Raw genomic sequence first — 23,137 nt, 5'->3', positions numbered from 1 at the left:
CCCGCCCGCCGGTCAGCGCGGCAGTTGCCAGATGTACAGCGTGCCGCTGGCCTGGTGGGCGTTCGCGTCACCGACAGGCAGGAAGATCCGTCCACCGATCACCGTCGGGGAGTTCCAGTGCCCCGGCCCGGCCCCGAGACTGATGTCCCGGTGGCCGGTGCTCGGGTCATACACGTTCAGCGCGCCCCCGTTCTCGTCGTAGACGTAGAGCAGTCCGCCGGCGACGATCGGGCTCGTGCCCGGCGTCGTGTTCTGCCAGAGGAGGCGCAGCCGCGCGTCGGCTCCGTAACGGTAGGCGGCGGTGCCGGCTCCGTCGGCGACGAACACGAGTGAACCCCACACGGCCGGCTGGCTGAACACGTCAGTCGGACCGGGCGCGTCGATCTGCTGCACCTGCCCGCCGGTGCGCGGCCCAGCCGGCCCGGAGGTGCCGTCGAGCGCGGACAGGTTGAGCAGGCTGAGGATCCCGCTCTTGCCGCCCTGCACGACGTAATGGCGGCTGCCGCGCGCGGGCAGGAGCGCCGGCTCGGTGCTGCCGAGGTCCTGATCGTCGACGTTGAGCTGATACTGGTCCGTCGGCGTCCAGTTGTGCAGGAGCCGGAGGGCGGGAGAGAGCTCGAGGACACTGTCCCCCCAGTCGGTGTGCCCGTTGAAGTCCCCGTTGCCGGTGGCCACCAGGATCCGTCCGCTGCCGGGTTCGACCACCGAGCCCGGCCGGCCCCAGATACCGGCGTCTGAGTGATGACAGGTCGCCGGGGCGGCGATGATCGTGGTCCGCTGCGAACAGAGGGCGTTGAAGACGTGGGTGACCCGCCCGGTCCGTTCGCTGATCAGCACGGCGTGGCCGACGTAGGGGGGAATGTCTCCGTCGTAGCCGTCCATCACCGCGACGACCTGGCCCCGGTCGAGGTTGAGCGCCCCGGCGCTCTTCTCGTGGCTGGGGAACCGGGTGATCGCCGCGGCCCAGATCTGATGGCCGGTGGCGAGGCTGAGCTTGTGGACATAACCGTCCGGGCTCGCGGCGTAGACAGCCTCACCGCTGGGGGCGAGGACCGGGGTGGCGGTCGTGATCTGCGGCGTGCCCTGCAGACGGGCGACCGACCGCGGGGTGAACTCCCACAGCCGTCGGCCGGTGGCCGCGTTGAGCGCCTCGGTCCGGCCGTAGCTGGTGGTGAGAACGATGACGTCCTGACGACGACCCTCCACCATCGCGTGGGCGATCTCGATCACTGAGGCGTCGACGGTGCCATCGAGGTGGACGGTGATCCGTCGCAGCCGCCCGAGATCGCCAGCGGTGATGCCCGTGTCCGCCGGTCCGACTCCGGAGCGCTGGGCGTTGAAGTCGAAGGTCGGCCAGTTGCCGGAGGGGATCCGCGGCGGGCGGGCTGTGCCGACTGAGGCGGCCGAGCGGGCGGACCCGTCGGCGTTCGGATGGGCCGAGGCCGAGGCGTGCGCGCCGGACACACTCGCCGAGGCGGTGGCCCCTCCGTGACCGGCGGCCCCACAGGCACTGAGGAGAGCGGCGCTCACCGTCGCTGCGAGGCCCAGTCGCCACCGCCGAGAGAACAACATAAGAAGAACGGTACCGGGGGCGGCGCGAGGCAGCCGGTGCCGGCGCCGAGACCGCAACCGACGCTGCGCGAGGCCGGGCAGCCGGGACGATGCCGGCTGGCGGCGGGCCTCGAAAGCGGGAGCCAGTGCGATTTTTCGTCAGATCGACGAATCTGTGACCTCCCCGCCCGAACTCCGTCCCCCGTATGCGGGCACGGCGTGTGCCGATCGGGATCCCGCCGCCGCCCCGCCCTGGTGTCCCGACCCGACCCGATCGGACCTCGCCCCCATCCCAGCTCGGATTGAGGACCAAAAATACCGCGGGCGAGATTCGAACTCGCACGCCCTTGCGGGCAGCGGATTTTGAGACCAGAGGAAGTGCCTTATCCCCAGTGTTTACGGGCTTCTCAGGCCTGCCGTGGCACCCGAAATGCGCTGAGATTCGCTCAGTTCGGTGCCAAATTGGGTGCCAAATCCTGAGCCCCTGGAGAACGCCGCCGTGAGCCGCGCCGCATCGTCGTGAGCGGGCGTGTAGTGGGCGTAACGCATCGTCGTCTGAATGTCCGCGTGGCCCATCCACCGCTGCAAGCGGACCAACTCGACGCCGTTCCCTGCCGCCAGGGTCCCGAAGGTGTGGCGCAGGTCGTGGAAGGTCATCGTCCCCGCGCCGTCGGCTCGCCGGCGATGGCCCTTGCCGGGTCGCTTGTCCGGCAGCGTGGCGCCGAGCGCGGCGTAGAAGGTGTCGCGCAGCTTGACCTCCGAGAGGGGCCCTCCGGTCTCGGTGAAGACGTAATCGTCGGGTCCGGTGAAGAACTCCCGCCGACTGGCGGCGTCGAGAGCACGGATGGCCTGATCGCTGAGTGGGACCGCCCGGCGCTTGTGGGACTTCGGGGAGGTCTCCTCGCCTCGCACGTGGCTGCGCTGGACGTGCAGGATGCGGTCGGTGATGTTGACGTGGCGCCAGCGCAGCGCCAGCAGCTCCCCCATCCGTAGCCCGGTGAACGCGGCCGTCTGGATGGCCGCACAGTAGAGCTGGGGAGCCGCGGCGGACACGAGCAGCACCTCGTCAGCGGTCAGGACGTTGATCTCGTCTGAGCGCCGCAAGGTGACCTTCTCGGCGATGTCGCAGGGATTGGAGTCGATCCACCGCCGGCGCTTGGCCCGCTCGAGGATGCCCGCGAGTACGGCGAGCGTCTTCTGCGCGGTGCGGTGGCTGACGCCGGCGAGCAGGTCATCCCGGAAGGCGTCGATCTGCTCGGTGGTGATCTTCCGCAGCTGCGTGTCGGCACCGAAGCGCGGGACGAGCCGGTACTCGATCACCGACTCGTAGTCCCGCAGAGTCGAGGTCTTGCGCTGCCTGTCGTCGCGGCGGTGGCGCATGAACTCGTCGCAGGCCTGACGGAAGGTCGCGGCGTTCGGGTCGCGGTTGACCTCGACGCTGGGGTCCTTGCCGGCGAGGATCTCGGCGAGCTTGGCCTCGGCCTGGCGGTGGGTCAGGTAACCCGCCGGTGGCGCTGAGCGCTTGGCCCACACTTTGCCGAGCGACCGGCGCGCCTGGGACCCGTCGGCGAGCTTGAGCTTCGCGTAGAACGTGTCGCCGCCCTTGAGCTGGCGGACCTCGATATGCCCGGTCGGCCGGTTCACCGATCACCGCCGAGGGGTCCGCTAGGTTCCTGATCGTGCATGGGAGTCCCTACCTCCTGTGTTCAGGCCCCGGAGCGCGTTCACGCCGACGCTCCGGGGCTTCTTTGCTTGACGTGTCCTAGCACCTGGGGCGGTCGCCCTCGGCGAGCGACCGCGCCTCGCTGCCTACTGCGTGGCTGATTCCCCGTGGCCCTGGATGGTCTCCGCGACGAGGGAGAGCAGCTCGTGGCGGTGCGTCGCGTACTTCCTGAGCAGGCCCTTCCACTCCCGCTCCATCTTCATGAGAGCGAACTCGTGACCCAGTTCCGGCCTCGGCGCCTGCGCCTCGGGGTCTTCGCTGAACACGACCCTGGCCCGGTACATGCGGAACTCGGTCGGCTCGGGCTTTTGCACGAAGAACCGCTGCACGCGGACCTTGGGCTCGGCGTCGTCGTAGGACATAGTTATTCTCCCTTCTGGAGAATTAGCGTTGACTTATTCGTCCGCGCTATGCCATGAACGAGTGCCCTTGGGCCTCTGACCACTCAGTTGTCGTGCGCTGCGCAGTGGGCACACGCTGGGGCTGGGAGGAACGTACCGCAGCCCGCGGCGGAATACAGCAGCAGCGCCCCCACAGATTCCCGGAGTTTGCGGCTCAGTCATCGCCACAGCTTCCGCCACACGCCGGCCTTCCCCAGGGCCCGTCCGACGACGACGTTCTTGGCCCGCCGGGCCGCGTAGGTCGGGTCGCCGGTCTCGAGGCTGCGCTGCGCGGCGTGCACGTCGCTGGAGAGTCGGGCTGCCCGGTAGAGGTCTGAGCTGTGCCCGGAGAGTCCCGCGGCGACCCCGAGCGCCGCGGTGGCGCTGGAGCCGCCCTGGCGGCCGTCATGGTGGGCGCTGTCGTGAGGACCGTGGAGGGCGACGTAGATCGCGGCCGTGAGCGCCGGGGCGTCACCCTCGGCGACCATCCGCTCAACGATCCCGCTCAGCTTCAGCGGGTCGCCACCGGAGAGGTCGGCGAGGTGCTCCAGCGTCTTCTGACCGGCCTCGAGGAGGTCCCGCTCGCCCTGGCTGCTCATCGGGTCACCGCCGTAGCCCAGCGCCCGCGCGCCTGGGCGAACTGATCGCTGCCACGCTCGGCCGGGAGCGCCGGGAGGTCCCCCAGCAGCGCCACAGCGGCGTCATAGAGGCCGAGGATCGCGCCGCGACGGTCACCGGGCAGGTCGAGGAAGCCCTCGGCCTCGACGCGGCTCTCAGCGGCCTGGCGGACGGACTCGGTGCAGTGGGCGAGTTCCTCGCCGGCCATCGGGAGGGTCACCGTCGCGCCGACCGGGGCGCCGGCGATCAGGTCGAGGGCGGCCAGGGATGCGGCGACCCGCTCAGCGCGGATGCGGGCTCCCGGCTCGACTGCGGCCCGCTGGGCCTCATCGCAGCCGGCGAGCGCGTCGAAGACCTCGCCCGGTGCCGCGTGCTGGCCGCAGGATGCGTCGTCGCAGGCGTCGGTGATCCGGCCCCACAACGCGGCCGCGAGGACCGCGCGGGTCGGCTCGTCGGCGAGGACGACCGTGGTGGTCTGCTCGAGGCTCATCGCGCCACCGCCTCGACCTCGGCCTCGGCCTTGAAGGGCTCGGGCACTGGCGGGAGGCCCTCAAGTAGCGCCACGGCGGCGAGGATGAGCTCCAGCTGGTCAACTCGAGGTAGGGACCGCCTGCGGGGAAAGACCGCCTCGCCGACCCATGTCAGCAGTGGGTCCAGGGCGCGAGCAACGCCCAGTGCCAACTCCTCGCCGCTGAGCGGGAGCTCGACGGCGCCCCCGAGGGTCGTGGCGCGGATCGCGTCGATGGCGGCGAGTGACTCGGCGATCACCTGGGCCCGGTGGCGCACCTGGGGCTCCTCGGCGGCCCGCTCGGCGTCGTCGAAGTCCAGCACCCGCTCCCAGATGTCCGAGGCGGTCGGGGCGTCCCTCATTTCTAGGTCGTCAAACGCCGTCGCGGCCCGGTCCCAGAGTGCGGACTCAAGCACTCGGCGGGCAGATTCGTCGGCAACGGTGATGGTGGTCTCAGCCATGTCGGTTCTCCTTTTCGGAGGCCCGAACACCGGAGGCGAGCCGCTCAGACGGCCGTGGGGCTAGTCTGGCATCGCGCCCGGAGGTCAAGTCTCCGTGGCGTTAGGCGCCGTCTCGAGGGTCCAATCTCGGGGCGGCGCCGCTTTGTAGTGGGCGCGAGCCTATCCGCCGGCTGGGGCTGAGTCAATCCCGGCGGTAGGCGTGGGCGACCGCGGCGGCGTGGGCGCCGCTGTGAACGGGCACCGGGACGCAGCCGAGGTCATGGCAGAGTTCGGCGAGCATCAGCCAGGAGGCGCGGTCAGCGCCCCACGGGACGACTGCTGCGCCCTCATCGTGCTCCCAGCTTGCGGTCACGCGCCGGCGCAGCTCGGCGACAGCGCCGGGAGGGCCGAGGATCAGATACTCGGCGAGGTCTGTTTGGGTAAGCATCAGCCGACGACTCCTGTGACGGGGGTGGCGACCTGGCCGAGGACCGACGGCAGGATGTGCGTCACCCGGAAGTCTGGCAGCGCCGTCCCTGAAGGCCACCATCCACCGGGAACTCCCTCGGGGCCGCCGAACTGCCAGAACTCGCCGTCGATGTTGAGGTAGATGTGGGTGGGCCGGTCATAGATGGTGACCTGATACTTCCCGGTCCCCGGTCCGGGCGCGAGGATGCCGCCCGCGTTGAGCAGGTCGGTGACGATCTGGTTGGCAATCGGCACACTGGTCCCCTTGTAGTTCGGTGGCGGCCAGATTCCTGCGGCGTACAGCACCGCGCCGACCGCGCCTGAGCAGTCAAAGCCTTGGAGCGGTGACCCGCTCGGCGTGCCGGCGTTGGCGTGACCGCCTCCCCACACGTAGGGGATCTTGGCGTTGCTGATCGCGTTGGCCTCGGCGATGATCGCGGCGAGGACCGTGTTGGAGCCCGGTTTGGCGGCGATGTTCCCCGGCTCATAACCGGGCCCGAGATTCAGTCCGGTGTTCGCGTTGAGCGGCTGCATCGCCTGCACCAGCGTGAGGGTCGTGTAAATCTGAAAGGCCGATCGGCGCGCTTCGCCGACGAGCCAGACGCCATCGGCGGCCTGCCCGAACTGGAGCAGCTGCACCGTGTCCCCGGCGCGGAAGGTGTCGATCGGGCAGATGATCTCGATCTCGCACTCGGTCGGGCTCGTCACCCGCGCCAGCGTGGCGCGCCGCACGACACCCTCGCGCTTGAGCGTCGTGTGTGTGCTCTGAAAGGCCGTGTTGTGGGTCGGGACCATCCCCTCGCCGACGAGATAGAGGCTGTCGGGGGCGTCCACCTGGATGCAGCGAACCGGGACCGAGGCGACCTGCTCGACGGCCTCGACCGTGACGGCCCCCACGCGGTGCACGTCTGAGAGCGAGCGACGGATCTGCTCGGTGGTGACCACGGCCCGCCCGGAGGCGCTGATCGTCTCCCAGAGATGCCCGTCGTCGGCGATCACACTGGTCTGGTCGCTGAAGCTCACCCGGTAGCAGGCATGGCCGTGATGGACAGCCGAGACCCCGATAACGCGCGTCGGTGCCCCGTGGGAACCGTAGACCTGATCGCCGAGCTTGATCTCCCCCATCGTGGTCCAACCCGTCGGCGTCGGGACAGGCGTGTCCAGCGCCAGGCAGTTGTCATAGGTCAGGTTCGCTGAGATGACGTGCGGGTCATAGAGCACGATCACCGCCGTCGGGGTCTGCCCCATCAGCTTGATGCCATCGGCGGCGTACAGGGTCTCGCCGTCGGAGATGAGATACCACTGAGCCTGCTGAGCCTTCTCGTTCAGGCACGTCCAGTAGTCCATGTCCGGGTTCTGGGAGTTCCCCACCACCCAGATGGACGGGCTCGTCTGGTTCGCCGCCGTGCCCGTGCCGCCGAGACCGAAGATGCCACCGCCGAGGGTGCCGGTGATGATCTGACCGGGATCGTTCGGCGTGACCGCAGCGCCGTCGATCAGAGCGGCCGTCAGATCCTTGGTCCCCCACACGCTGGAGTCGATCACCTGCGCGGCCACGCTCGAGGGCGCGTTACCGCCCTGGAGCATCGACAGGATCGCCGCGTAGTTGCCGTTCCCGAGCGTCTGAATCGTCGCCTGGAGGCCCTGTGCCCAGTTGACATAGGCCTGCACACCGGGACCGGGCGTGCTGACTGACCCCGGCATCGGCTGGGTGCTGTTCAGCGGGTTGTAGGCGGCGACGTTGTTGGGCACACCGAACTGCGGGCCCGCGCCTCCCTCCGCCTTCTCCCACCCGACGATTATCTTCAGGTTCTGGGTCGTCGTCGGCAGGTTCAGCTGCGAGAGCAGGCTCTGGGCGAAGGACTGCGGGGTGACAGTGCTGCTCATCGGTCACTCACCACCCGCCGGGAGGCCGGGGTGACACAACGCCACCCCGGCGCCCGGTCAGAACTGCGAGCTCGCATACGCCGACCCGCTGATGACACTGACACCCGCCGGATACCGTGGCACCGTCGCGCAGTACTGCCGCAACCCGACGGTCGCCTCGAGGGAACCGGCACCCGTCTGCGGGAGCACGTATGGGGTCGGCGGTGACTGAAGCTGCAAGATCGTGTCAGGGCGGCACACAAGGATCTGTGCGTTGCCGCTCGACTCGGGCATGTTGGAGTCACCAAACAACGCCAACCCGCCCAGCACGTACCCCGAGTAACCCTCCGCGCGCCCGTCACCATCAGAGCGGATCGGCAGCCGGTTGTCATCAAAGGACGGCGAGAAGATCGGCCGGCCCTGACCGTCCGCCCATGCGGCGATGAAGTCGATCAGGTCGTCCGGAGCGAACAGGTGCGTGCCGCGCAGCCGCACCCCCGGCGTGTTCGTCAAGAGGCGCTTGGCTGAGCGAATGTCGCCCAGCAGGCCGCCCACGCCGTCTGAGAGTGTCAGCGCGAACGTGCCCGAGTTCGTCACCACCTGCGCGCCGGCGAGTGCCTGATTGATCGCTGCGGCATCGACCGCGGCTGCCAACTGGCGGTTGAGCTGTCGCCACAGCACGTCATCGGCACTGACAGTCGGCCCGATCCGGTCGAGCAGCTGCTGTGACACGGTGAGCTGGCCGCTGAAGTTACCCACCGGATAGCTCAAGTAGGTTGTGCTCGGGTCGGTCTCAGCGACCGGGCCCGCTTCGACCTGGAGGGCCACATCCGTCGAGGCGGTGACCTGCGGGATGATGACACTCTCGCCCCACTCGGGCAGCGGCACGCTGTCATCGAGCTGTGACACGAAGCTGGCGAACGGCGACCGATAACGCGCCCAGCGGTCCAGCAGGAAGCTCGGTGGCACGAACGCGCCGCCGTAACTGGCACCCGGCGAGGCCAACGAGCCACCGCCGCCCGTCGTCAGCGTTCGCAGCTCGGCCTCGGCCTTCCTGCGGGTCTCCTCCTCGGTTGCCCCCCGCGACCGGGCGCGCACGATCCGCTCAGCCTCACGGCCATAGGGCGAGCCCTTGCGGACCTCCTCGGCCACGTCGCGTCCGTGACGCAGCAGGCGCTCCTGCGCGGCCGGGTCGCCCCCGCCGGGCCCGGAGGTCGTGGCCAGGTCCATCAGCCAGCTATGCGGGCTCTCGACGCCGTAGGGGCCTGGCTCGTGGACCACCTGGGCGGCGGTCTGGCGGTGGCGGTCCTCGATCTCGCCCAACTCGCGGGCCACACGATCGACACGGGCCGCGCGGCTCGCGTCCCGGACGAACCGCTCGAAGGCCTCGTCTGCCAGGCGGGCGCCGCCGGCGGCGATCACCGCCCGACTGGCGCGGCCGAGGCTCGCGCGGCCGACCTCGGCCAGCTTGTGGCGGACCAACTCGGCGTCATCGGCGACGCTCTCAAGCTCAGCCGCCCCGCGGGCGCTCAGCAGCCGCCGGTCCGAGGTGTCCTCGAGCGAGTCGGCGCGGCGGCGCAGGTCCGCGGCGCTGGCCTCAAGCTCGGCGATCTCCCGGCGACGGTCAGCGCCCGTCCGGATCGCTTCGCGCTGAAGCTCAGCTCGGGCCTCATCGAAGGCTGCGGCCTCCGCGCGGACCCGCTCGGCCGCCTCGACCTGATAGGTATGGGGCTGGAATGTGGTCATGCTGCCTCTCCTCCGTAGTGGGGTCCACTGGCCGGACCCTCCGTTGACGTGCCAGCAGAAGCCGGTCCTGCGATAAGCCCGCGCTCGACGAGCAGCTCCTCGACGACGGCGCGGATCTGACGGGCCAACGCCCGCTCCTCAAGCTCACGGACGGGCGCGTTCAAGCGCTCCGCGTTGGCCCGGTTCAGCGCCTCCAGCCGCTCCCGCCGCGCGGCCTCCTCGGCCTGCCGGTCGGCGAGCAGCGCGTTGTAACGCTGACTGCCCGGCTGGGGCTCCCCCTCGAAGTCCGGGAAGGTCTCACCGCGCACGTAGCGCCGCGCCCCGCTCGGGTCACGGACCACTCGCACCGCACCGACACCCTCAAGCTCGCAGCGAAACGCCGACGCGGTGGCGTGGTCGCCCGCAGGGAGCCCGCAGGCCTCGATGATGTGGCGCTCAACCGCCTCAAGGCTGAGCGGCCGCCCCGGAGGCAAGCCCATCCAGCACGCCCGCAAGCGCCGGTAGGCCACGGGCGGCGCCTGGGCGCTCACTGGACCCGCTCCCCGGCATCGAGGAGCGCCAGGGCGACCAAACATCCGCCGACGGCCTCCGCCAAGCGTTCACGCTCGCCCTCTGAGAGCCCCTCGGGGTCAGCCAAGCGCGTCGAGGCCGCCTCCAACAATCCGAAGACCTGCTCCAAGTTCAACCCATCCTGCATAAGTCCAGCTCTCCTCTCCGCCGGCCAGACCGCCGACGATCGTTTCAACATCCGACCCCACTCCGAGGCCGGTCCTACGGCATCGGGCAGCGATCCGGGTCCGCCGCGCCACCGAACAACCGCCGTCGAGGCTTGACCGACGCCGCGGCGCGCGCCAACTCGGCCAGCCGCACGTCCTCGAGCGCCTGGCGGTCAGCCCCGAAGCCGTCGAGGACCGGTCGGTGGATGACCGACCCGTCCGCGCGGCGCTCAGCGCGCCATCCCGGCCCAAGCGAACTCGGTTCGCCGAGCGCCTGACCGAGCAGACCTTCAAGCCATGAGTCCATGGCCCTCCCTTCGGTTCGTCATTGCGCGAGGTGGCTCTCCACCCCACTCCCGGATGCCTCTCCACCGCGCAGCCGTGCCCTCTCCCCGCGTGGCCGTGCCCACTCCACGGCGCTTAAGGGCTCGCGGAGAAAAAAAATGACGGGGGGCGGCGTCATGTGTTCACGACACTTAAGCCCTGCCCCGCCCGGTCTGTCGTCTCACAGCAGCCATTCTCAGCCACTCCGAGCGACCGTCTGACCTCCGCTACCGCCGTGACGGTCTGTAGCCTCAGTCGGTCGCTCACAACCTGTCAGCGTCACCCGGTCTCAGGTCACCGTGTCGCTGGCACTCGCACGTCGATCTGATCGCTGGCGTCCACTCCGTCGAGCCGCTCGCGGATGATCTTGGCGACGATCGCACTTGGCGTCGAGGCGTGGCGCTCTGCCGCTTGGCGAAGCCGGGCGAAGTCAGTCTCTGGTAGCCGGCTGGCGACCGGCCGCGTTCGTACTTCACTCACTGCGACCTCCCGGTCTTGACGAAGGTGTGTGTCACCCACGCACCGGTGCGACGTGCATCCACGGCAGGTGCGCCGATGCGTGGGTGACGAATCGCCGGAACTCTCTCGAGCACGGCGAATCTGGACACTGTGTGTCCGGGTCTGGCATCCGAGATTCTCGCTGCCCGGAGCCTCACGACCTGCTGTGAACAGTACCGGTTGTGCCAACGGGCCGTAAACGGTCCGCACAATTTTCACCGCGACACCTGGCCGCGAGCGTGAATGCGATCAAGTAGCAGTCGCACCTGCTGAAGGTCTTTGCGCCGGCCGTTGCCCAACGGGCCGAGCGCCTGGCGGTAGTCCTCCAGCACGTCCTCGAGCAGTCGGAAGCGTTCCTCGGCCTCCAGCTGGCGCCGGCGGCGTTCCTCACTCTCGCGCCGGTGCGCCTGCGCAGCGAACCCGGCTTCGACCGCCCGTGAGCAGCGCGCCTCAACCTCGGCGCCCGTCCGCTGTGTCCGCCATCCGTCGGTGCTCACGACGACTTCACCTCCGCCCGTGGCCGCCGGCGGCTCGTCTTCCGATAGGCAGCCTTGCTCCGGTTCCGCTGGCGTGGCGGCTGCGGGACCTCGAGGCCGAGCCAGCCGCCGAGCACATTCCGGACCGGCGAGTCGCCCGACCGGTGAGGGAGCGATGCGAGAGGCGGCTTCACTGAATCGCTCCGAAGCAGCGCTGACACACACCGCCGACGGGGTCCTCCCCACCGTCAACACACTCACACGAACGTCCGCACGGGAGGGGGCGTGTCCGTGTGTCCCCCCCTCTTAAAGGGTGGGACACACCGGACACACCCCCCTGCGCGATTTGGGACACATCGCGGGACACGCCTGGGACACGCCCGGACACGCGGACACGGTCCTCAGAATCGGCCGGGACACGGTCACCCTCACGGAAGGGTCGTCGGGACACGTATCCGTCACTCACTCGTGCCGCGAATCCGTCACTGACGAGGCAGTGCACGGCAAGGTCCACGACGCTCGCTCGCCCGGAGACGAGAGACCGCACGGTGCGCTTGCTCAGTGCCCCGTCGGCCTCCTCCAAGCGCCGGCTCACCCGCTCCATGACTCCCGTCGGACGGAACCCGATGACCTCGCCACCTCCGTCACTGGCGCCGGCCTCGGCGCGGACCTTCTGGTCGTCGCGGGTGAAGATCCAAGCGTCGTCGCGCCGGATGCCAGCCCGCGTCGATCGGACCTTGACCGCCTTGATTCGGAGCCCAGCGGGAGACGCCACCGTCGAGCAGGAAAAGGCCAGGTCGGCTCGGTCCAGCTTGGCGCTTGACCCACGGGCCCGCGACTTGGCCTCGAGCGAGTGGCCGACGTTGTCGAGCAGAACGCACGTGACGCCCGCGGCCGTCAAGGGCTGGACGAGCGAGTCGAAGAATCGGAGAAAGTCCGTGCCGCCAGACTGAAAGTCGAGGCCGAGCGCGCTCTCGACGGCCGACAGCGGGTCGATTGCGACCACCCGATAGCCACGTGCGGCGATGCCTTCTCGCCATGCCCGCGGGTCCGCCATCGCGCGAGCCAGCACGTCCCCTAGGTCGGCGTAACGAATCACCGCAAGCCGTTCTCGCAGCTCCCCGTCGATGCGGTCGCCGCGGATGCCGGCGAGCGCCGCCGCACGCGCCTGAAACTCGGCTTCACCGACCTCGAAGCCCAAATACAACGCCGGCAACCCCTTGGCGGCTTGGTCATACAGGCAGCTTTGGACGAGCGAGGATCTCCCCCCGCCACTTGGCCCGACGATCAGCACCGCTGCGCCGGCGTCGGGCAGAAACGGCCAGCCCGGCAGCCTCGGAACAGGTTCAGGGCGCTCGGCTGCCGGGTCCATCGGCGTGCCGTCGAGCCAGCAGGGCTCCGCCTCGACCGCCGCGAGCATCGGCTTACCGTCTGGCTCGACGCTGGCTACCGGTTCAAGCACGGCCTCCCCACGCGACGGGTAGCACCCGTGGCGCCCCAGGTGGGCGGCGCAGCGCGCGCACGCGACGCCCAGCTTGATCGTGGCGCCACAGCCGGCGCAGGTCCGCTCCGAAGCCTCGACTGTCACGTCCGCTCCTCAAGCGACTGCCACAGGATCGACCGAACGCGGCGGCTCGGCCAGGTCAGCGCCTCGAGGCCGAGCGGGTAACGGTCTGCTCCGACGACGCGGACCGGGCGGTAGACGGTGAGAAGCCCGCCCCCAACCTCGACGGCGCCCTCGAGCGCGTCGCCAGAGTCCGGGTTTCGCAAGATCGCGCGGCCCCGGAGGCCGCTCCGTCCGTTAGGCTTCATCTCGACCGCCTGCCTGCGAGCCGGATGTCACCGTCGGGCCCGCGGCTGCAACCGTCGGGCTCGACCCTTTTTCCAACCACTCGACGATGGTGGCCTCGCGGAAGCGGACGTACCTGCCGAGCCGAACCGCAGGCAGCTGTCCGGTTCGCGCCGCGCCGTAGACCCAACTTTTCGGGACGGCGAGCAAGCGGCCGACCTCCTCAGGGGTGAGCAACCGCTCAGTCATGGGCGGCGCTCCCGACTCGCTCGGCTTCGGTGAGTGCCGCTTCGACGCGCGGGAGCACGGTTCCCCGCTGGGGGATGTGTCCCTGCTCGATCAGCATGAGGTAGGTGACGGAGCACCCCGCGGCGAGTGCCAGTTGAGAGCGCGTCCAGCCGAGGCGCTCGCGCCTGGACCGAACATCACCGACCGAGGGTGGCCTTACTGTTGTTTGCATGAGCGAGAGGGTTCCACCCAAGGCGCGATTCGCTGGTATCAGAAAAAACGGGCTGCCGACACCCTCCCGGAAGGTGACACTCCGGGCCGCAGACGTCATCGCCGCCCGGGCTGAGTTGCTGCTGTCCCCGGAGCTTCGCCGGCGCCTCACACTGCTGGCAGCGCTTCACGTGACCGGCTCGGCCACGCTCGACGCAGCCCTACTGCGGACCTCCGAGCAGGCCGACGGCCTCTTTTCGGTCGCCGACCTCCGCCGCCTCGCCGCTGACTGGCCGAAGGTCCTCGAGCAGATCGACCGGGACCCAGGACTGGCCGGGTTGTTCTGTGGCGTGACCTTCTCGGAGCCGACCGGGCTTTCCGTGGCGATGGCCCCCGTCGGCGACGCTACCGCCGCCCTAATCGCGTCCGAGACCGAGGACCGGCGCCACGCCGGCAAGGGTCCGGCGCAGAAGAAGCCCGGTGGCATCCATGCCGCGGTGCTGTCGATCAGCCTCCGGATCGGAGGCCTTCGCCCCTCGGCCGCGGACGAGCAAGCCTGCGACATCCTGAACGCCGGGCGCGCGCCGGCCGATTGGATCGAGCCCGCCCGCGTGAAGAACGAGCGCCAGCGCCTGCGCGCCGCCGTCGCCCGGTTGAGCGAGCCCGTCGCCGTGTCCTCCAGCGACCCCGAACGCGCCGCCGCCGAGCAGGTCGTCCGCCGAGTCGAGGCGCTGCGACTGGCCGGCCACGACAAGATGAGCCCGGCGCTCTACGCTCGCGCCGTCGCCGACGCCGAGACCGCCCGGGCATTCCTCGAGCGGTCCTAGCGCGTCCAGTCTCGACGGAACCACCGCAGCGCGCCCCACGAGCTCCCTGGCGGCGTTCTGAGTGACACGCGTGTCACTCGACAGGGCCTCCACCACGGAGGGTGCGGTCGCTCCTCAGTTCCCGCTCGGGGGAATGGTCAGGCGCCCGGGTGGGCCCGGACTAAACGCCGACGAGCGCGGCCGTCGCCGTGGCATTCGGCGGTTGTTCGAGGTGCCAATCGGCGATCGAGATGCCGGGTACTTCGCCGCTCGCGTTTGCCAGGACAAGCGCGATGCCCTCCGCGAGGCTTTCCTGGAGCTCGTCGAGCGTGTCGCCGGCGGCGAAAACACCCGGGAACTCCTCAACGGTCGCCCAGAAGGAGTCATCTTCGGATCGGACCAGCACGTGTAGTTGCTGGGGAGGCACGCCTCCCATTCTAGACCGGCACGTTCTTCATTGACTAACTAGATCCCTCAACTCGCGTCTGTTTTCGGATCGCTGCGTCCAAGCCCTTTGAGTAGGTCTTTCCCTTGTGCTCGGGCAGCGTGACCGGACGATAGCCCTCCTTGACCATCTTGGTCTGATGGTTGCCGCCGACGGTCCGAGTCCAGCCCTCTTCGGTAAGGAGCTTGATCCATTGCTTCTGGTTCATCGGCATCGGCGACTCGAAGACTAAGAGTTCGTGAGGACGTGGGGATGTGCGACTCGGTGCCAAATCGGTGCCAAATCCGTATTCGGCCCGCTCGCGGTTCCATACCTGAAAGCCGAAAAGCCCCGCCGTAGCAGGGCTTTTCTCGATACCGCGGGCGAGATTCGAACTCGCACGCCCTTGCGGGCAGCGGATTTTGAGTCCGCCATGTCTACCGTTCCATCACCGCGGCGAGCGCCGCCTCAGTGTAGGAGCCGTTCAGCTCGCGGGTGCAACCACGCCGGCCTCAAGCGTCTCGATCAGCTGCGTAAGCTCGTCCACAAGCCCGGAGGGCGCGACGAGGATCCCGGCGGGCAGCCCGCCGACGCCGCCCGTCGCCGGCAGCGTCCGCACGACCAGCCCGGCCCGCTCGCAGATGAGCGCGCCGGCAGTGATGTCCCAGGGCTTGACCCCCCGCTCGAAGTAGGCGTCGAGCCGGCCCGCCGCGACGGCGCAGAGGTCGAGGGCGGCCGCGCCGGCCCGGCGGATGTCCCGGACCCGCGGCAGCAGCCCGGCGATCACCGCGCCCTGGTGGACCCGCAGCGCCGCGTCATAGGCAAAGCCGGTGGCGAGGAGCGCGTGACCGAGCCGGTGCTCGCTGCGCGCGTGGATCGGCTCCGGGCCGGCTCCGCGCCGGGCCAGGGTCACGGGCCCGCTGCGGGTCGCGGCAAAGGTCTCCCCGCTCACCGGGTCAGCGACGACCCCGGCGACCGTCCCGGCCCCGTCCTGCACACCAACGCTGACCGCGAACGCGGCGATCCCGTAGAGGTAGTTGACCGTCCCGTCGAGCGGGTCGACGACCCAACGCAGACCGGTGTCTGCCGCCCCGGGGCGGGCGGGGGCGAGACCGCCCTCCTCGCCGAGGATCAGGTCACCGGGCCGCTCCCGCGCGAGCAGCTCCCGGATCGCCGCCTCCGCGGCGAGGTCGGCCGCTGAGACGGGGTCGGTCGCCGTCGACTTCGTGTCGACGTCAAGGCGCGCCCCGAAGCGCTCGCACAGCTCGTGAGCCGCCGCCTCCGCGCAGCGGTGTGCGACAGCGAGCAGCTCGCCCTCTTGATCGGTCACGTGGGTCACGTTGGTCACAGGCCTGTTGTAGCGAGCCGGCACGCGGCCGCGGCGGCACCGCCCCACCGTCGAGTCCGCCCGTACCCGCCCGGCGCCCACACCCGCCCGGCGCCCCGGCCCGCCGAGCCTGCTTTCATCGCAGCCTGTCGATGTCCCGCGCCCAGGAACTGACGGACGCGCTGCGCCGGATCGGTGAGCGTCCCGCCGGCAGCGATACGGAGCGGCGGGCCGCCGTCTGGGCGGCCACCCAGCTGCGCCAGCGCCCGCGACAGCCGCCGGTCATCGAGACGCTGTGGCTGCGCCCCCATTGGGCGGCCGCCCAGGCGATCAACATCACGATCGCCGTCACCGGCAGCCTGATCGCCTCCAGCCAACCCCGGGTCGGGGCGGCGGTGATCCTGCTCGGGCTGCTCTCCCTGATCGCCGACGCGACCCTCGACACCTCCCTCGGACGCCTGCTCACGCCCGAGCGGGCGACCCAGAACGTCCTCTCCCCCGCCCCCCAGGAACGGCAGGTCCGGCTCATCCTCACCGCCAACCTCGACACCGCCCGGATCGACCCCGACCACCAGGGCTGGCTGCCCGGGTGGGTCGCGCTCACCGCGGGGCTGACGCTGTGGCTGCTGTTGAGCGCGATCGCCCAGCTCGAGGGCGACCGGTCGCTGCTCATCGCCGTCCTGCAGATCGTGCCGACGGTGGCGCTGATCGGGGTCGCCACCTGGCTGACCCTCGGGCTGCGGCGGGTCGACAACGCCGAGGGGGTCGCGACCGTGCTCGCGCTCACCCGCCTGCTCGACGTCAGCCCGCCCGCGCACATCGCCGTCGACGTCCTCCTCACCGGCGCCGGGTCGGCCGGGTCCGGGCTCACCCGCCACCTGCGGGCCCACCGGCGCGAGCGAACGGTCACCAACACGGTCGTGCTCGGCATCGGCCCCGGTCCTGGCGCCTACTACCTGATCAGCGACGGGCCGCTGCTCATCGCCGGCTTCTTCGCCCGCCTGCGGGCCCTCGCGGCCGCCACCGGCCGCCTCGAGGCCCGGCGGGGCCGCGGGGTGAGCCCGGCGCTGCCGGCCCGTCGCCGCGGCCTGCCGGCGCTAAGCATCGGCGGCGAGCCCGACGAGCTGATCAGTGCCGCGCTCGAGCTGATCGACGCGATCGACGCCGACGTCGGCGAGGTCCAGGCCCGGGCGGCGGCCGGAGCGGGCCGACGCTGGAGCGCGAAGCGCGCCCGCGCACGGATCAGACAGGGGTGACCGGGTTGTGCTTCTCCGGCCAGTCGCGCTGCTTGTCGGCGGCGAGCGCGAACCGGGCGATCAGCTCGGCGCGGAGCACCTCGGGCTGGATCACCGCGTCGATGACGAGCTCGGAGGCGAGCCGGAGCGTGTCGATGTCGGCGCCATACTCGGCGCGCAGGCGGGCGGTCTCAGCCTCGCGCTCGGCCGGGTCGGCGATTGCCTGCAGCTGGTTGTAGTAGACGGCGTTGACCGCGGCCTGGGGTCCCATCACCGCGATCGAGGCGGTCGGCAGCGCGATGCAGGCGTCCGGCTCGAACCCGGGCCCGGCCATCGCGTACAGGCCCGCGCCATAGGCCTTGCGGACGATCACCGACAGCTTCGGCACGGTCGCGGAGGAGACAGCGGAGACCATCTTGGCGCCGTGGCGGATGATCCCGGCGGCCTCCACCTGGGTGCCGATCATGAACCCGGGGACATCGGCGAGAAAGAGCAGCGGCACGTTGAACGCGTTGGCCAGGTTGATGAAGTGCGCCGCCTTGTCGGAGGAGTCGACGAACAGGACGCCGCCCTTGTGTTTGGGCTGGGAGGCGACGATCCCGATCGCCCGGCCGTCGAGCCGGGCCAAGCCGACGATCAGCTCCTTGGCCCAGCGCGCGTGGATCTCCAGGAACGAGTCGGCGTCGACGAGATGGTCGATCACGCCGTGCATGTCAAAGGGCTTGTTCTCGTCCGCGGGAATGATCTCGCGCAGCGGTGGCGTCGGCGCCGGCTGCCGGGCCGGCGCCGCCGGCGGGGCCTGGCGGTAGTGCGAGGGCAGGTAGGCGAGGTAGCGGCGCGCCCAGTCGATCCCCTCCTCATCACTGCGGACGAGCGCGTGTCCACAGCCGCTCTTGGCAGTGTGCATCCGCGCGCCGCCCATCTCCTCGAGGCTGACCCGCTCGCCGATCACCATCTCGGCCATCCGCGGCGAGCCGAGGTACATCGACGCGTTTCCGTCACGCATGATGACGACGTCACAGAAGGCGGGGACGTAGGCGCCGCCGGCGGCGGAGGGTCCGAACAGGACGCACACCTGCGGGATGACGCCCGACAGACGCACCTGGTTGTGGAAGATCCGGCCCGCCCCGCGGGCGCCGGGGAACATCTCGACCTGCTGGTCGATCCGCGCGCCGGCGGAATCGATCAGGTAGACGATCGGGCAGCGCAGCTTGCCCGCCTTCTCCTGCAGGCGGAGGATCTTCTCGACCGTCTTGGGGGTCCAGGAGCCCGCCTTGACCGTCGGGTCGTTGGCGATCACCGCGACGCTCCGGCCGTCAACCCGGCCGACGCCGGTGATGACCGCCGCGGCCCCCTCATGGTCGAGCTCGAAGTCGGCCAGCAGCCCGTCCTCGGCGAGGGAGTCGGGGTCCAGCAGCCGGGCGACGCGGGCGCGAACCTCCAGCTTGCCCTGCTCGGCGGCCTTGGCGTGGTGGCGGTCGGGACCGCCGGCGAGCGCCCGCGCGGTCGCCGCGTCGAGCGCGGCGCTGAGATCCTCAGTGGTGGCCATCTGAGCGAAAGCTAACTCAAACTCAGACGGTCGGGAGCGTCCCAGCGGATCGGCCCGGCGCTCAGCACGTGGCTGCCGAGGCGCCGTCCAAGCGTCTCCTGGAGGCGGCGGGCGACCCCGAGCAGCTTGTCGAGCTCCACCCCGGTGGCGATTCCCATCTCCTCGAGCATCGAGACGAGGTCCTCAGTGGCGATGTTGCCGGTCGCCCCGGCGGGGACCGGGCAGCCGCCGAGCTCGCCGACGCTTGACTCGAAGCTCTCGACGCCCGCCCGGAGGGCGGCGAGGACGTTGGCGAGTCCCTGGCCGCGGGTGTTGTGGAAGTGGGCGGTCAGCTCAACGTGACCCAGGCGCTCACGGGCGGCGGTGAAGAACGCCTCGACCGCGACCGGGTTGGCCATCCCCGTCGTGTCCCCGAAGCCGACCTCTCCCGCCCCCGCCTCCGCGAGCGCCTCGGCGAGGTCGAGCACCCGGGGCACGGGGACCGGCCCCTCGTAGGGGCAGCCGAAGCTCGTTGAGATCACCGCCTCGATCGCCAGGCCCTCGACGGTCGCCCGCGCGAACACCCGCTTGAGGCCGGCGAGGGAGTCGGCCACCGAGCATCCGACGTTCTTGGCGTTGTGGGTCTCGGACGCGGACAGGAACCCGTTGATCTCCGAAAACATCTCGCGCTGGGCGAGCGCCCGGTCGAGGCCGCGCTCGTTCGGGATCAGCACGCTGGCGGTGACCCCGGCGGGAAGGCGGACGGCGGCGAGCACCTCAGCGGCATCGGCGAGCTGGGGGATCACGTCCGGCCGGACGAAGCTCGTCAGCTCGATGCGGGTCAGCCCGGCCGCGGCGAGCCCCTCGATCATCGCCACCTTCGCCGGGGTCGGGAGCGTTTCGGGCTCGTTCTGGAGTCCGTCCCGGGGGCCGACTTCGCGGATGCGCACGCTGGCGGGAAGCACGGAGGGAACCTTACGCGGTTCCATGGGGCCATGAACGCTCACAGCCAAGGCCCGGTCGTCATGCTCGCCGGCGGCACCGGGGGCGCCAAGCTCGCCCGCGGGATGCTCGACGTCGTCGGCCCCGACGACCTCGTGGTGATCGCCAACACCGGTGACGACGTCGAGATCTACGGCGGGTACGTCTCCCCGGACCCGGACCTCGTCAGCTTCTGGCTGGCCGACCGCATCGACGAGCGCGGCTGGGGGCTCGCCGGGGACACTTTTGAGGTCATGGACGGCCTCCGGGACCTCGGGGAGGAGGTGTGGTTCAACCTCGGGGACGCCGACCTCGCCATCGCACTGCTGCGCGCCGCCGGCCTGGGGGCCGGAGAGCGCCTCAGCGTCGTCCAAGCCGATCTCACCCGCCGCCTCGGCCTCCGCGCCGAGGTGCTCGTGATGAGCGACCGGCCGGTGCGCACCCGGATCCGTGCGGCCGGGCGGAACTGGTCGCTGCAGGAGTACCTGATCCGCGGCCGCAGACCCGACGGCGACTGGCCGGCGATCGATGACGTCACCTACGTCGGCGCGGCCGGCGCGGACACCACCCCGGAGGTGCTCGCCGCCCTCGGCGCCGCCCGGGCGATCGTGATCGGCCCGTCCAACCCGGTGCTGTCGATCGGGCCGATGCTCGCGATCCCCGAGCTTGCCGCCGCCCTCGCCGCCAGCCCGGCCCCGACGGTCGCCGTCAGCCCGATCGTCGGCGGGTCGGTGCTGAAGGGACCGACGGCGACCTGCCTCGCCTGGGCGGGAGTGAGCGCGTCCGGTGACGGGGTCGCGGCGCTCTACGGAAACCGGATCGACGGGATCGTCCTCGACGCTCCGCTCACGCCCGCCGGGGCGGACGAGGCCGCCGCCCCGGACCTGGCGACGCTGGTCTGTGACCTGATGATGGACGGGGCGGCCGGCCGCCGTCGCCTGGCCGCGCAGACGCTCACCTTCGCGGCCGGGCTCCGATGACGGGGGCGCCACCGAGTAGGCTCACTCCCCTCGATGACCACCACCGCCGTCCTTCCGATCAAGAGCTTCTCCGCCAACGCCAAGACCCGCCTGGCCGATGAGCTGGCCCTCGGTCCGCGCCGGGCGCTCGTGGAGGCGATGTTCACCGACGTCCTCACCGCGCTGCGCCGGACCGCGGCGATCGACCGGATCGTCGTCGTCAGCGCCGACCACGGCGCCCAGCGGATCGCCGGCGGGCACGGCGCAGCGATCGTCGAGGACGCGGCAGTCGGCCATTCCAACGCCGCAAGCGCCGGGATCGCCGACGCGCTCACCCACGGCGCTGACCGCGTGCTGATCGTCCCCGGCGACTGTCCGCTGCTCGATCCGGGCGAGCTGACCGAACTGCTCGGCCTCGACGTCCCCGGCCGGACTGCCCTGGTCATCCCGGACCGTCACGGCAGCGGGACCAACGGGCTGCTGCTCACCCCGCCGGACGCGCTCACGCCCGCCTTCGGCGAGGACAGCGCCGCCCGCCACCATCAGCTCGCCGTCGCCCAGGGCAGCGAGCCCCACACGGTGTCGGTGCGCTCGCTCGCCCTCGACATCGACACCCCGGAGGACCTCGCCCTGCTCACCGAGACGCTCGCGGCCACGCGCGGGGGCGCCGCCCACACCCGCGGAATGCTCAACCAGCTCGCTCGCAGCCGCGGCTGATGCTGTCGGCCCGTCCGGTGTCCGATCTCGGGGAGATCGCCGTCGGTACCGACCTCGCCGCGGCGGTGATCGACCGCGTCGGCCCGGAGGCGATCGGCCCCGGGCAGGTGGTGGTGATCGCCCACAAGGCGATCTCCAAGTCCGAGGGCCGGCTGCGCCGCCTCAGCGAGGTGACCGCCGGCGGGCGCGCCGCCGCGCTCGCCGCCGAACTCGACAAGGACCCGCGGCTCGTGCAGGTGATCCTCGACGAGTCCCGTGGGGTGATCCGGGCCGCCCACGGCGTGCTGATCACCGAGACCCACCACGGCTTCATCTGTGCCAACAGCGGCGTCGACGCCTCCAACGTCGCCGGTGACGATCACGTCCTGATGCTGCCCGTCGATCCCGACGCCTCGGCCCGGCGGGTGCGCCGCCGGTTTGCTGAGCTGACCGGGGCCGCCCCCGGGGTTGTGATCACCGACAGCTTCGGCCGGGCCTGGCGGACCGGGCAGTGTGACGTGGCGATCGGCTGTGCCGGGGTCGTGCCGCTCGAGGACTGGCGGGGCGGCCGGGACGCCTACGGCCGCGAGTTGCGGGCGACCGTGATCGCCGTCGCCGATCAGCTCGCCGCGACAGCCGACCTCGCCCGGCGCAAGGACGGCCGCCAGCCGGTGGTGCTCATCGACGGAGCCGGCCGCCACGTCTGTGGCGAGGACGGTCCCGGGGTCGCCCCGCTGATCCGGGCCGCGGAGCAGGACCTGTTCCGCTGACCGGCCCCGCCGGCCGGGTCGCGTACACGACGGCGCCGAGCAGCAGGGCGACGCCGAGCAGTTGGGAGGCGCTCGGCCGTTCCCCGAGCAGCAGCGCGCCGAGCAGCAGCGATCCGATCGGCTGGATCATCAGCAGCAAGGACGTCGTCGCCGCTGGTAGGCGCGGCAGTGAGCGGGTGATCGCCAGCCACCCGATCACCTGGGAGCCGACGGCGAGCAGCGCGAGCCAGGCGGCCCCCGGCCAGACGGGGACGAAGCGGGCGTCGCCGAGGACGATCCCGATCAGTGCGGCGACGACGGTCGCCGAGGCGGTCATCTCGGCGAGCGGCGCGACCGGCCGGGAGAGGTCCGCCCCGCCGTGGCGCAGCAGCAGCAGCGCGCCGACGTAGGCGAGCCCGGCGCCGGCGCCGAGCGCCGCCCCGGCGAGCGGAGCGGTCCCGTAGGCGCCGTGGACGAGCACGCCGGAGATGAGCAGCACGCCGAGCAGCACGGGTCCGAGGGCGGCGAGCACCCTTCGCCCGGGTGCCTCCCGGAGCAGCGCCCAGGCGACGAGCGGGACGAGGATGACCTGGACGTTGGCGAGGACGGTGGCGAGCCCGGCGCCGACGTCGGTGATCGCCCGGTCCCACATCACGAGGTCGGCGGCGAAGAACACGCCGGCCGCGAGCCCGGCGCGGCGCGCGCGCCAGGGGCGCGGCCCGAACCGCCGCTGTTCGGCCCAGGCGAGCGGGACGAGGATCAGTGAGGCATCAAAGCAGCGGAAGATCGCCGCCGTGCTGTCGGAGGCGTGGCTGAGCTTGACGAAGATCGCGGAGAAGGCGATGATCGCCGCGCCGATCGCCGCGGTCCACCGCGCCGACACGCCCGGGC

Annotated in this window: 26 protein-coding genes and 1 tRNA gene; 5 read left to right on the top strand and 22 right to left on the bottom strand. The window is 70.9% G+C overall.

The annotated features are described in order from the left end of the window. Positions 1-12 precede the first annotated feature (12 nt). From M3M55_RS09495 to M3M55_RS17625, 16 genes are all read right to left on the bottom strand, one after another. Positions 13-1,530 (bottom strand): PQQ-binding-like beta-propeller repeat protein, encoded by a 1,518-nt coding sequence (locus M3M55_RS09495; RefSeq protein WP_249009267.1) that lies wholly within the window; start codon positions 1,528-1,530, stop codon positions 13-15. Between the two features lie 417 nt (positions 1,531-1,947). Then, entirely contained in the window at positions 1,948-3,195 is a 1,248-nt protein-coding gene (locus tag M3M55_RS09490; protein WP_249009266.1) for a site-specific integrase, read from the bottom strand. Between the two features lie 165 nt (positions 3,196-3,360). Next, positions 3,361-3,636, bottom strand: a complete 276-nt coding sequence (locus tag M3M55_RS09485; protein WP_249009265.1) for a hypothetical protein — start codon at positions 3,634-3,636, stop codon at positions 3,361-3,363. Positions 3,637-3,833: 197 nt separating this feature from the next. Further along, the gene (locus M3M55_RS09480; protein WP_249009264.1) at positions 3,834-4,253 is read right to left on the bottom strand and encodes a hypothetical protein; all 420 of its coding nucleotides are present in this window, start codon (positions 4,251-4,253) and stop codon (positions 3,834-3,836) included. Beyond that, positions 4,250-4,762: a hypothetical protein gene (locus M3M55_RS09475; protein WP_249009263.1), complete on the bottom strand. Its 513-nt coding sequence runs from the start codon at positions 4,760-4,762 to the stop codon at positions 4,250-4,252. The genes M3M55_RS09480 and M3M55_RS09475 overlap by 4 nt, the downstream gene beginning before the upstream one ends. Then, the gene (locus M3M55_RS09470) at positions 4,759-5,241 is read right to left on the bottom strand and encodes a hypothetical protein (RefSeq protein ID WP_249009262.1); all 483 of its coding nucleotides are present in this window, start codon (positions 5,239-5,241) and stop codon (positions 4,759-4,761) included. Before M3M55_RS09470 ends, M3M55_RS09475 begins: the two co-directional genes overlap by 4 nt. 181 nt (positions 5,242-5,422) lie before the next feature. Next, positions 5,423-5,668, bottom strand: coding sequence for a hypothetical protein (locus M3M55_RS09465; protein WP_249009261.1), 246 nt, complete (start codon positions 5,666-5,668; stop codon positions 5,423-5,425). Beyond that, positions 5,668-7,575, bottom strand: a complete 1,908-nt coding sequence (locus M3M55_RS09460) for a hypothetical protein (protein ID WP_249009260.1) — start codon at positions 7,573-7,575, stop codon at positions 5,668-5,670. Before M3M55_RS09460 ends, M3M55_RS09465 begins: the two co-directional genes overlap by 1 nt. Positions 7,576-7,632: 57 nt before the next feature. Continuing rightward, positions 7,633-9,300, bottom strand: coding sequence for a phage major capsid protein (locus M3M55_RS09455; protein WP_249009259.1), 1,668 nt, complete (start codon positions 9,298-9,300; stop codon positions 7,633-7,635). Continuing rightward, positions 9,297-9,830 carry a hypothetical protein gene (locus M3M55_RS09450; RefSeq protein ID WP_249009258.1) on the bottom strand — a complete coding sequence of 178 codons (534 nt, stop codon included), beginning with the start codon at positions 9,828-9,830 and terminating at the stop codon, positions 9,297-9,299. Before M3M55_RS09450 ends, M3M55_RS09455 begins: the two co-directional genes overlap by 4 nt. Before the next feature lie 241 nt (positions 9,831-10,071). Further along, positions 10,072-10,323: a hypothetical protein gene (locus M3M55_RS09445; RefSeq protein WP_249009257.1), complete on the bottom strand. Its 252-nt coding sequence runs from the start codon at positions 10,321-10,323 to the stop codon at positions 10,072-10,074. Between the two features lie 311 nt (positions 10,324-10,634). Further along, positions 10,635-10,820 (bottom strand): hypothetical protein, encoded by a 186-nt coding sequence (locus tag M3M55_RS09440; protein ID WP_249009256.1) that lies wholly within the window; start codon positions 10,818-10,820, stop codon positions 10,635-10,637. 233 nt (positions 10,821-11,053) lie between these two features. Next, complete coding sequence (locus tag M3M55_RS09435; RefSeq protein WP_249009255.1) at positions 11,054-11,335, bottom strand: hypothetical protein; 282 nt, start codon at positions 11,333-11,335, stop codon at positions 11,054-11,056. A 169-nt stretch (positions 11,336-11,504) separates the two neighbouring features. Beyond that, entirely contained in the window at positions 11,505-12,776 is a 1,272-nt protein-coding gene (locus M3M55_RS09430; RefSeq protein WP_249009254.1) for an AAA family ATPase, read from the bottom strand. A gap of 122 nt (positions 12,777-12,898) precedes the next feature. Continuing rightward, positions 12,899-13,084 (bottom strand): hypothetical protein, encoded by a 186-nt coding sequence (locus M3M55_RS09425; protein ID WP_249009253.1) that lies wholly within the window; start codon positions 13,082-13,084, stop codon positions 12,899-12,901. Between the two features lie 31 nt (positions 13,085-13,115). Next, positions 13,116-13,352, bottom strand: coding sequence for a helix-turn-helix domain-containing protein (locus M3M55_RS17625; RefSeq protein WP_371878691.1), 237 nt, complete (start codon positions 13,350-13,352; stop codon positions 13,116-13,118). Between the two features lie 209 nt (positions 13,353-13,561). Between M3M55_RS17625 and M3M55_RS09420 the strand changes: the two genes are divergently transcribed. Next, a complete protein-coding gene (locus tag M3M55_RS09420; RefSeq protein WP_249009252.1) occupies positions 13,562-14,368 on the top strand; it encodes a hypothetical protein in 807 nt (268 codons plus the stop codon). Between the two features lie 160 nt (positions 14,369-14,528). Here the strand turns inward: M3M55_RS09420 and M3M55_RS09415 are convergent, their stop codons facing one another. The 3 genes from M3M55_RS09415 to M3M55_RS09405 all read right to left on the bottom strand — a co-directional run bounded on the left by M3M55_RS09415 (position 14,529) and on the right by M3M55_RS09405 (position 16,119). Further along, a complete protein-coding gene (locus tag M3M55_RS09415) occupies positions 14,529-14,774 on the bottom strand; it encodes a type II toxin-antitoxin system HicB family antitoxin (RefSeq protein ID WP_249009251.1) in 246 nt (81 codons plus the stop codon). 372 nt (positions 14,775-15,146) lie between these two features. Next, positions 15,147-15,229: transfer RNA gene (locus tag M3M55_RS09410), tRNA-Leu, on the bottom strand. Positions 15,230-15,255: 26 nt separating this feature from the next. Next, the gene (locus tag M3M55_RS09405; protein WP_249009250.1) at positions 15,256-16,119 is read right to left on the bottom strand and encodes an inositol monophosphatase family protein; all 864 of its coding nucleotides are present in this window, start codon (positions 16,117-16,119) and stop codon (positions 15,256-15,258) included. Between the two features lie 131 nt (positions 16,120-16,250). Here M3M55_RS09405 and M3M55_RS09400 point away from each other — a divergent pair, with 131 nt between their 5' ends. Then, positions 16,251-17,354 carry a hypothetical protein gene (locus M3M55_RS09400; RefSeq protein WP_249009249.1) on the top strand — a complete coding sequence of 368 codons (1,104 nt, stop codon included), beginning with the start codon at positions 16,251-16,253 and terminating at the stop codon, positions 17,352-17,354. Here the strand turns inward: M3M55_RS09400 and M3M55_RS09395 are convergent. Further along, complete coding sequence (locus tag M3M55_RS09395; RefSeq protein WP_249009248.1) at positions 17,341-18,882, bottom strand: acyl-CoA carboxylase subunit beta; 1,542 nt, start codon at positions 18,880-18,882, stop codon at positions 17,341-17,343. The two genes, M3M55_RS09400 and M3M55_RS09395, sit on opposite strands and share 14 nt — an antisense overlap. Positions 18,883-18,893: 11 nt before the next feature. Continuing rightward, positions 18,894-19,850 carry a hydroxymethylglutaryl-CoA lyase gene (locus M3M55_RS09390; protein WP_249009247.1) on the bottom strand — a complete coding sequence of 319 codons (957 nt, stop codon included), beginning with the start codon at positions 19,848-19,850 and terminating at the stop codon, positions 18,894-18,896. Positions 19,851-19,856: 6 nt separating this feature from the next. On the opposite strand from M3M55_RS09390, the gene M3M55_RS09385 reads away from it, so the two are divergent. From M3M55_RS09385 to cofE, 3 genes are read left to right on the top strand one after another with little or no spacing between them, the layout of a single operon-like run. Then, complete coding sequence (locus M3M55_RS09385) at positions 19,857-20,822, top strand: 2-phospho-L-lactate transferase CofD family protein (RefSeq protein ID WP_249009246.1); 966 nt, start codon at positions 19,857-19,859, stop codon at positions 20,820-20,822. 33 nt (positions 20,823-20,855) lie between these two features. After that, the gene (gene cofC, locus M3M55_RS09380; protein ID WP_249009245.1) at positions 20,856-21,518 is read left to right on the top strand and encodes a 2-phospho-L-lactate guanylyltransferase; all 663 of its coding nucleotides are present in this window, start codon (positions 20,856-20,858) and stop codon (positions 21,516-21,518) included. Next, entirely contained in the window at positions 21,518-22,267 is a 750-nt protein-coding gene (gene cofE, locus M3M55_RS09375) for a coenzyme F420-0:L-glutamate ligase (protein ID WP_249009244.1), read from the top strand. The genes cofC and cofE overlap by 1 nt, the downstream gene beginning before the upstream one ends. On the opposite strand, the gene M3M55_RS09370 is transcribed toward cofE, so the two are convergent. Continuing rightward, on the bottom strand, positions 22,176-23,129 hold the full coding sequence (locus M3M55_RS09370; RefSeq protein WP_249009243.1) for a DMT family transporter: 954 nt from the start codon (positions 23,127-23,129) through the stop codon (positions 22,176-22,178). The genes cofE and M3M55_RS09370 overlap by 92 nt on opposite strands. Between the last annotated feature and the right edge of the window lie 8 nt (positions 23,130-23,137).

It is taken from the genome of Conexibacter sp. DBS9H8 (genome assembly GCF_023330685.1).
Lineage (GTDB): Bacteria > Actinomycetota > Thermoleophilia > Solirubrobacterales > Solirubrobacteraceae > Palsa-465.
This window is presented reverse-complemented; position numbering and strand designations above follow the sequence as displayed.

Bases quoted from the DNA above. Each gene is read 5' to 3' on its own strand.
- M3M55_RS09485 (WP_249009265.1), bottom strand. From the start codon at position 3,636: ATGTCCTACGACGACGCCGAGCCCAAGGTCCGCGTGCAGCGGTTCTTC.
- M3M55_RS09475 (WP_249009263.1), bottom strand. From the start codon at position 4,762: ATGAGCCTCGAGCAGACCACCACGGTCGTCCTCGCCGACGAGCCGACC.
- M3M55_RS09400 (WP_249009249.1), top strand. From the start codon at position 16,251: ATGTCCCGCGCCCAGGAACTGACGGACGCGCTGCGCCGGATCGGTGAG.
- M3M55_RS09465 (WP_249009261.1), bottom strand. From the start codon at position 5,668: ATGCTTACCCAAACAGACCTCGCCGAGTATCTGATCCTCGGCCCTCCC.
- M3M55_RS09390 (WP_249009247.1), bottom strand. From the start codon at position 19,850: ATGGAACCGCGTAAGGTTCCCTCCGTGCTTCCCGCCAGCGTGCGCATC.
- M3M55_RS09460 (WP_249009260.1), bottom strand. From the start codon at position 7,575: ATGAGCAGCACTGTCACCCCGCAGTCCTTCGCCCAGAGCCTGCTCTCG.
- M3M55_RS09420 (WP_249009252.1), top strand. From the start codon at position 13,562: ATGAGCGAGAGGGTTCCACCCAAGGCGCGATTCGCTGGTATCAGAAAA.
- cofE (WP_249009244.1), top strand. From the start codon at position 21,518: ATGCTGTCGGCCCGTCCGGTGTCCGATCTCGGGGAGATCGCCGTCGGT.
- M3M55_RS17625 (WP_371878691.1), bottom strand. From the start codon at position 13,352: ATGACTGAGCGGTTGCTCACCCCTGAGGAGGTCGGCCGCTTGCTCGCC.
- M3M55_RS09385 (WP_249009246.1), top strand. From the start codon at position 19,857: ATGAACGCTCACAGCCAAGGCCCGGTCGTCATGCTCGCCGGCGGCACC.
- M3M55_RS09480 (WP_249009264.1), bottom strand. From the start codon at position 4,253: ATGAGCAGCCAGGGCGAGCGGGACCTCCTCGAGGCCGGTCAGAAGACG.
- M3M55_RS09395 (WP_249009248.1), bottom strand. From the start codon at position 18,882: ATGGCCACCACTGAGGATCTCAGCGCCGCGCTCGACGCGGCGACCGCG.
- M3M55_RS09470 (WP_249009262.1), bottom strand. From the start codon at position 5,241: ATGGCTGAGACCACCATCACCGTTGCCGACGAATCTGCCCGCCGAGTG.
- M3M55_RS09445 (WP_249009257.1), bottom strand. From the start codon at position 10,323: ATGGACTCATGGCTTGAAGGTCTGCTCGGTCAGGCGCTCGGCGAACCG.
- M3M55_RS09455 (WP_249009259.1), bottom strand. From the start codon at position 9,300: ATGACCACATTCCAGCCCCATACCTATCAGGTCGAGGCGGCCGAGCGG.
- cofC (WP_249009245.1), top strand. From the start codon at position 20,856: ATGACCACCACCGCCGTCCTTCCGATCAAGAGCTTCTCCGCCAACGCC.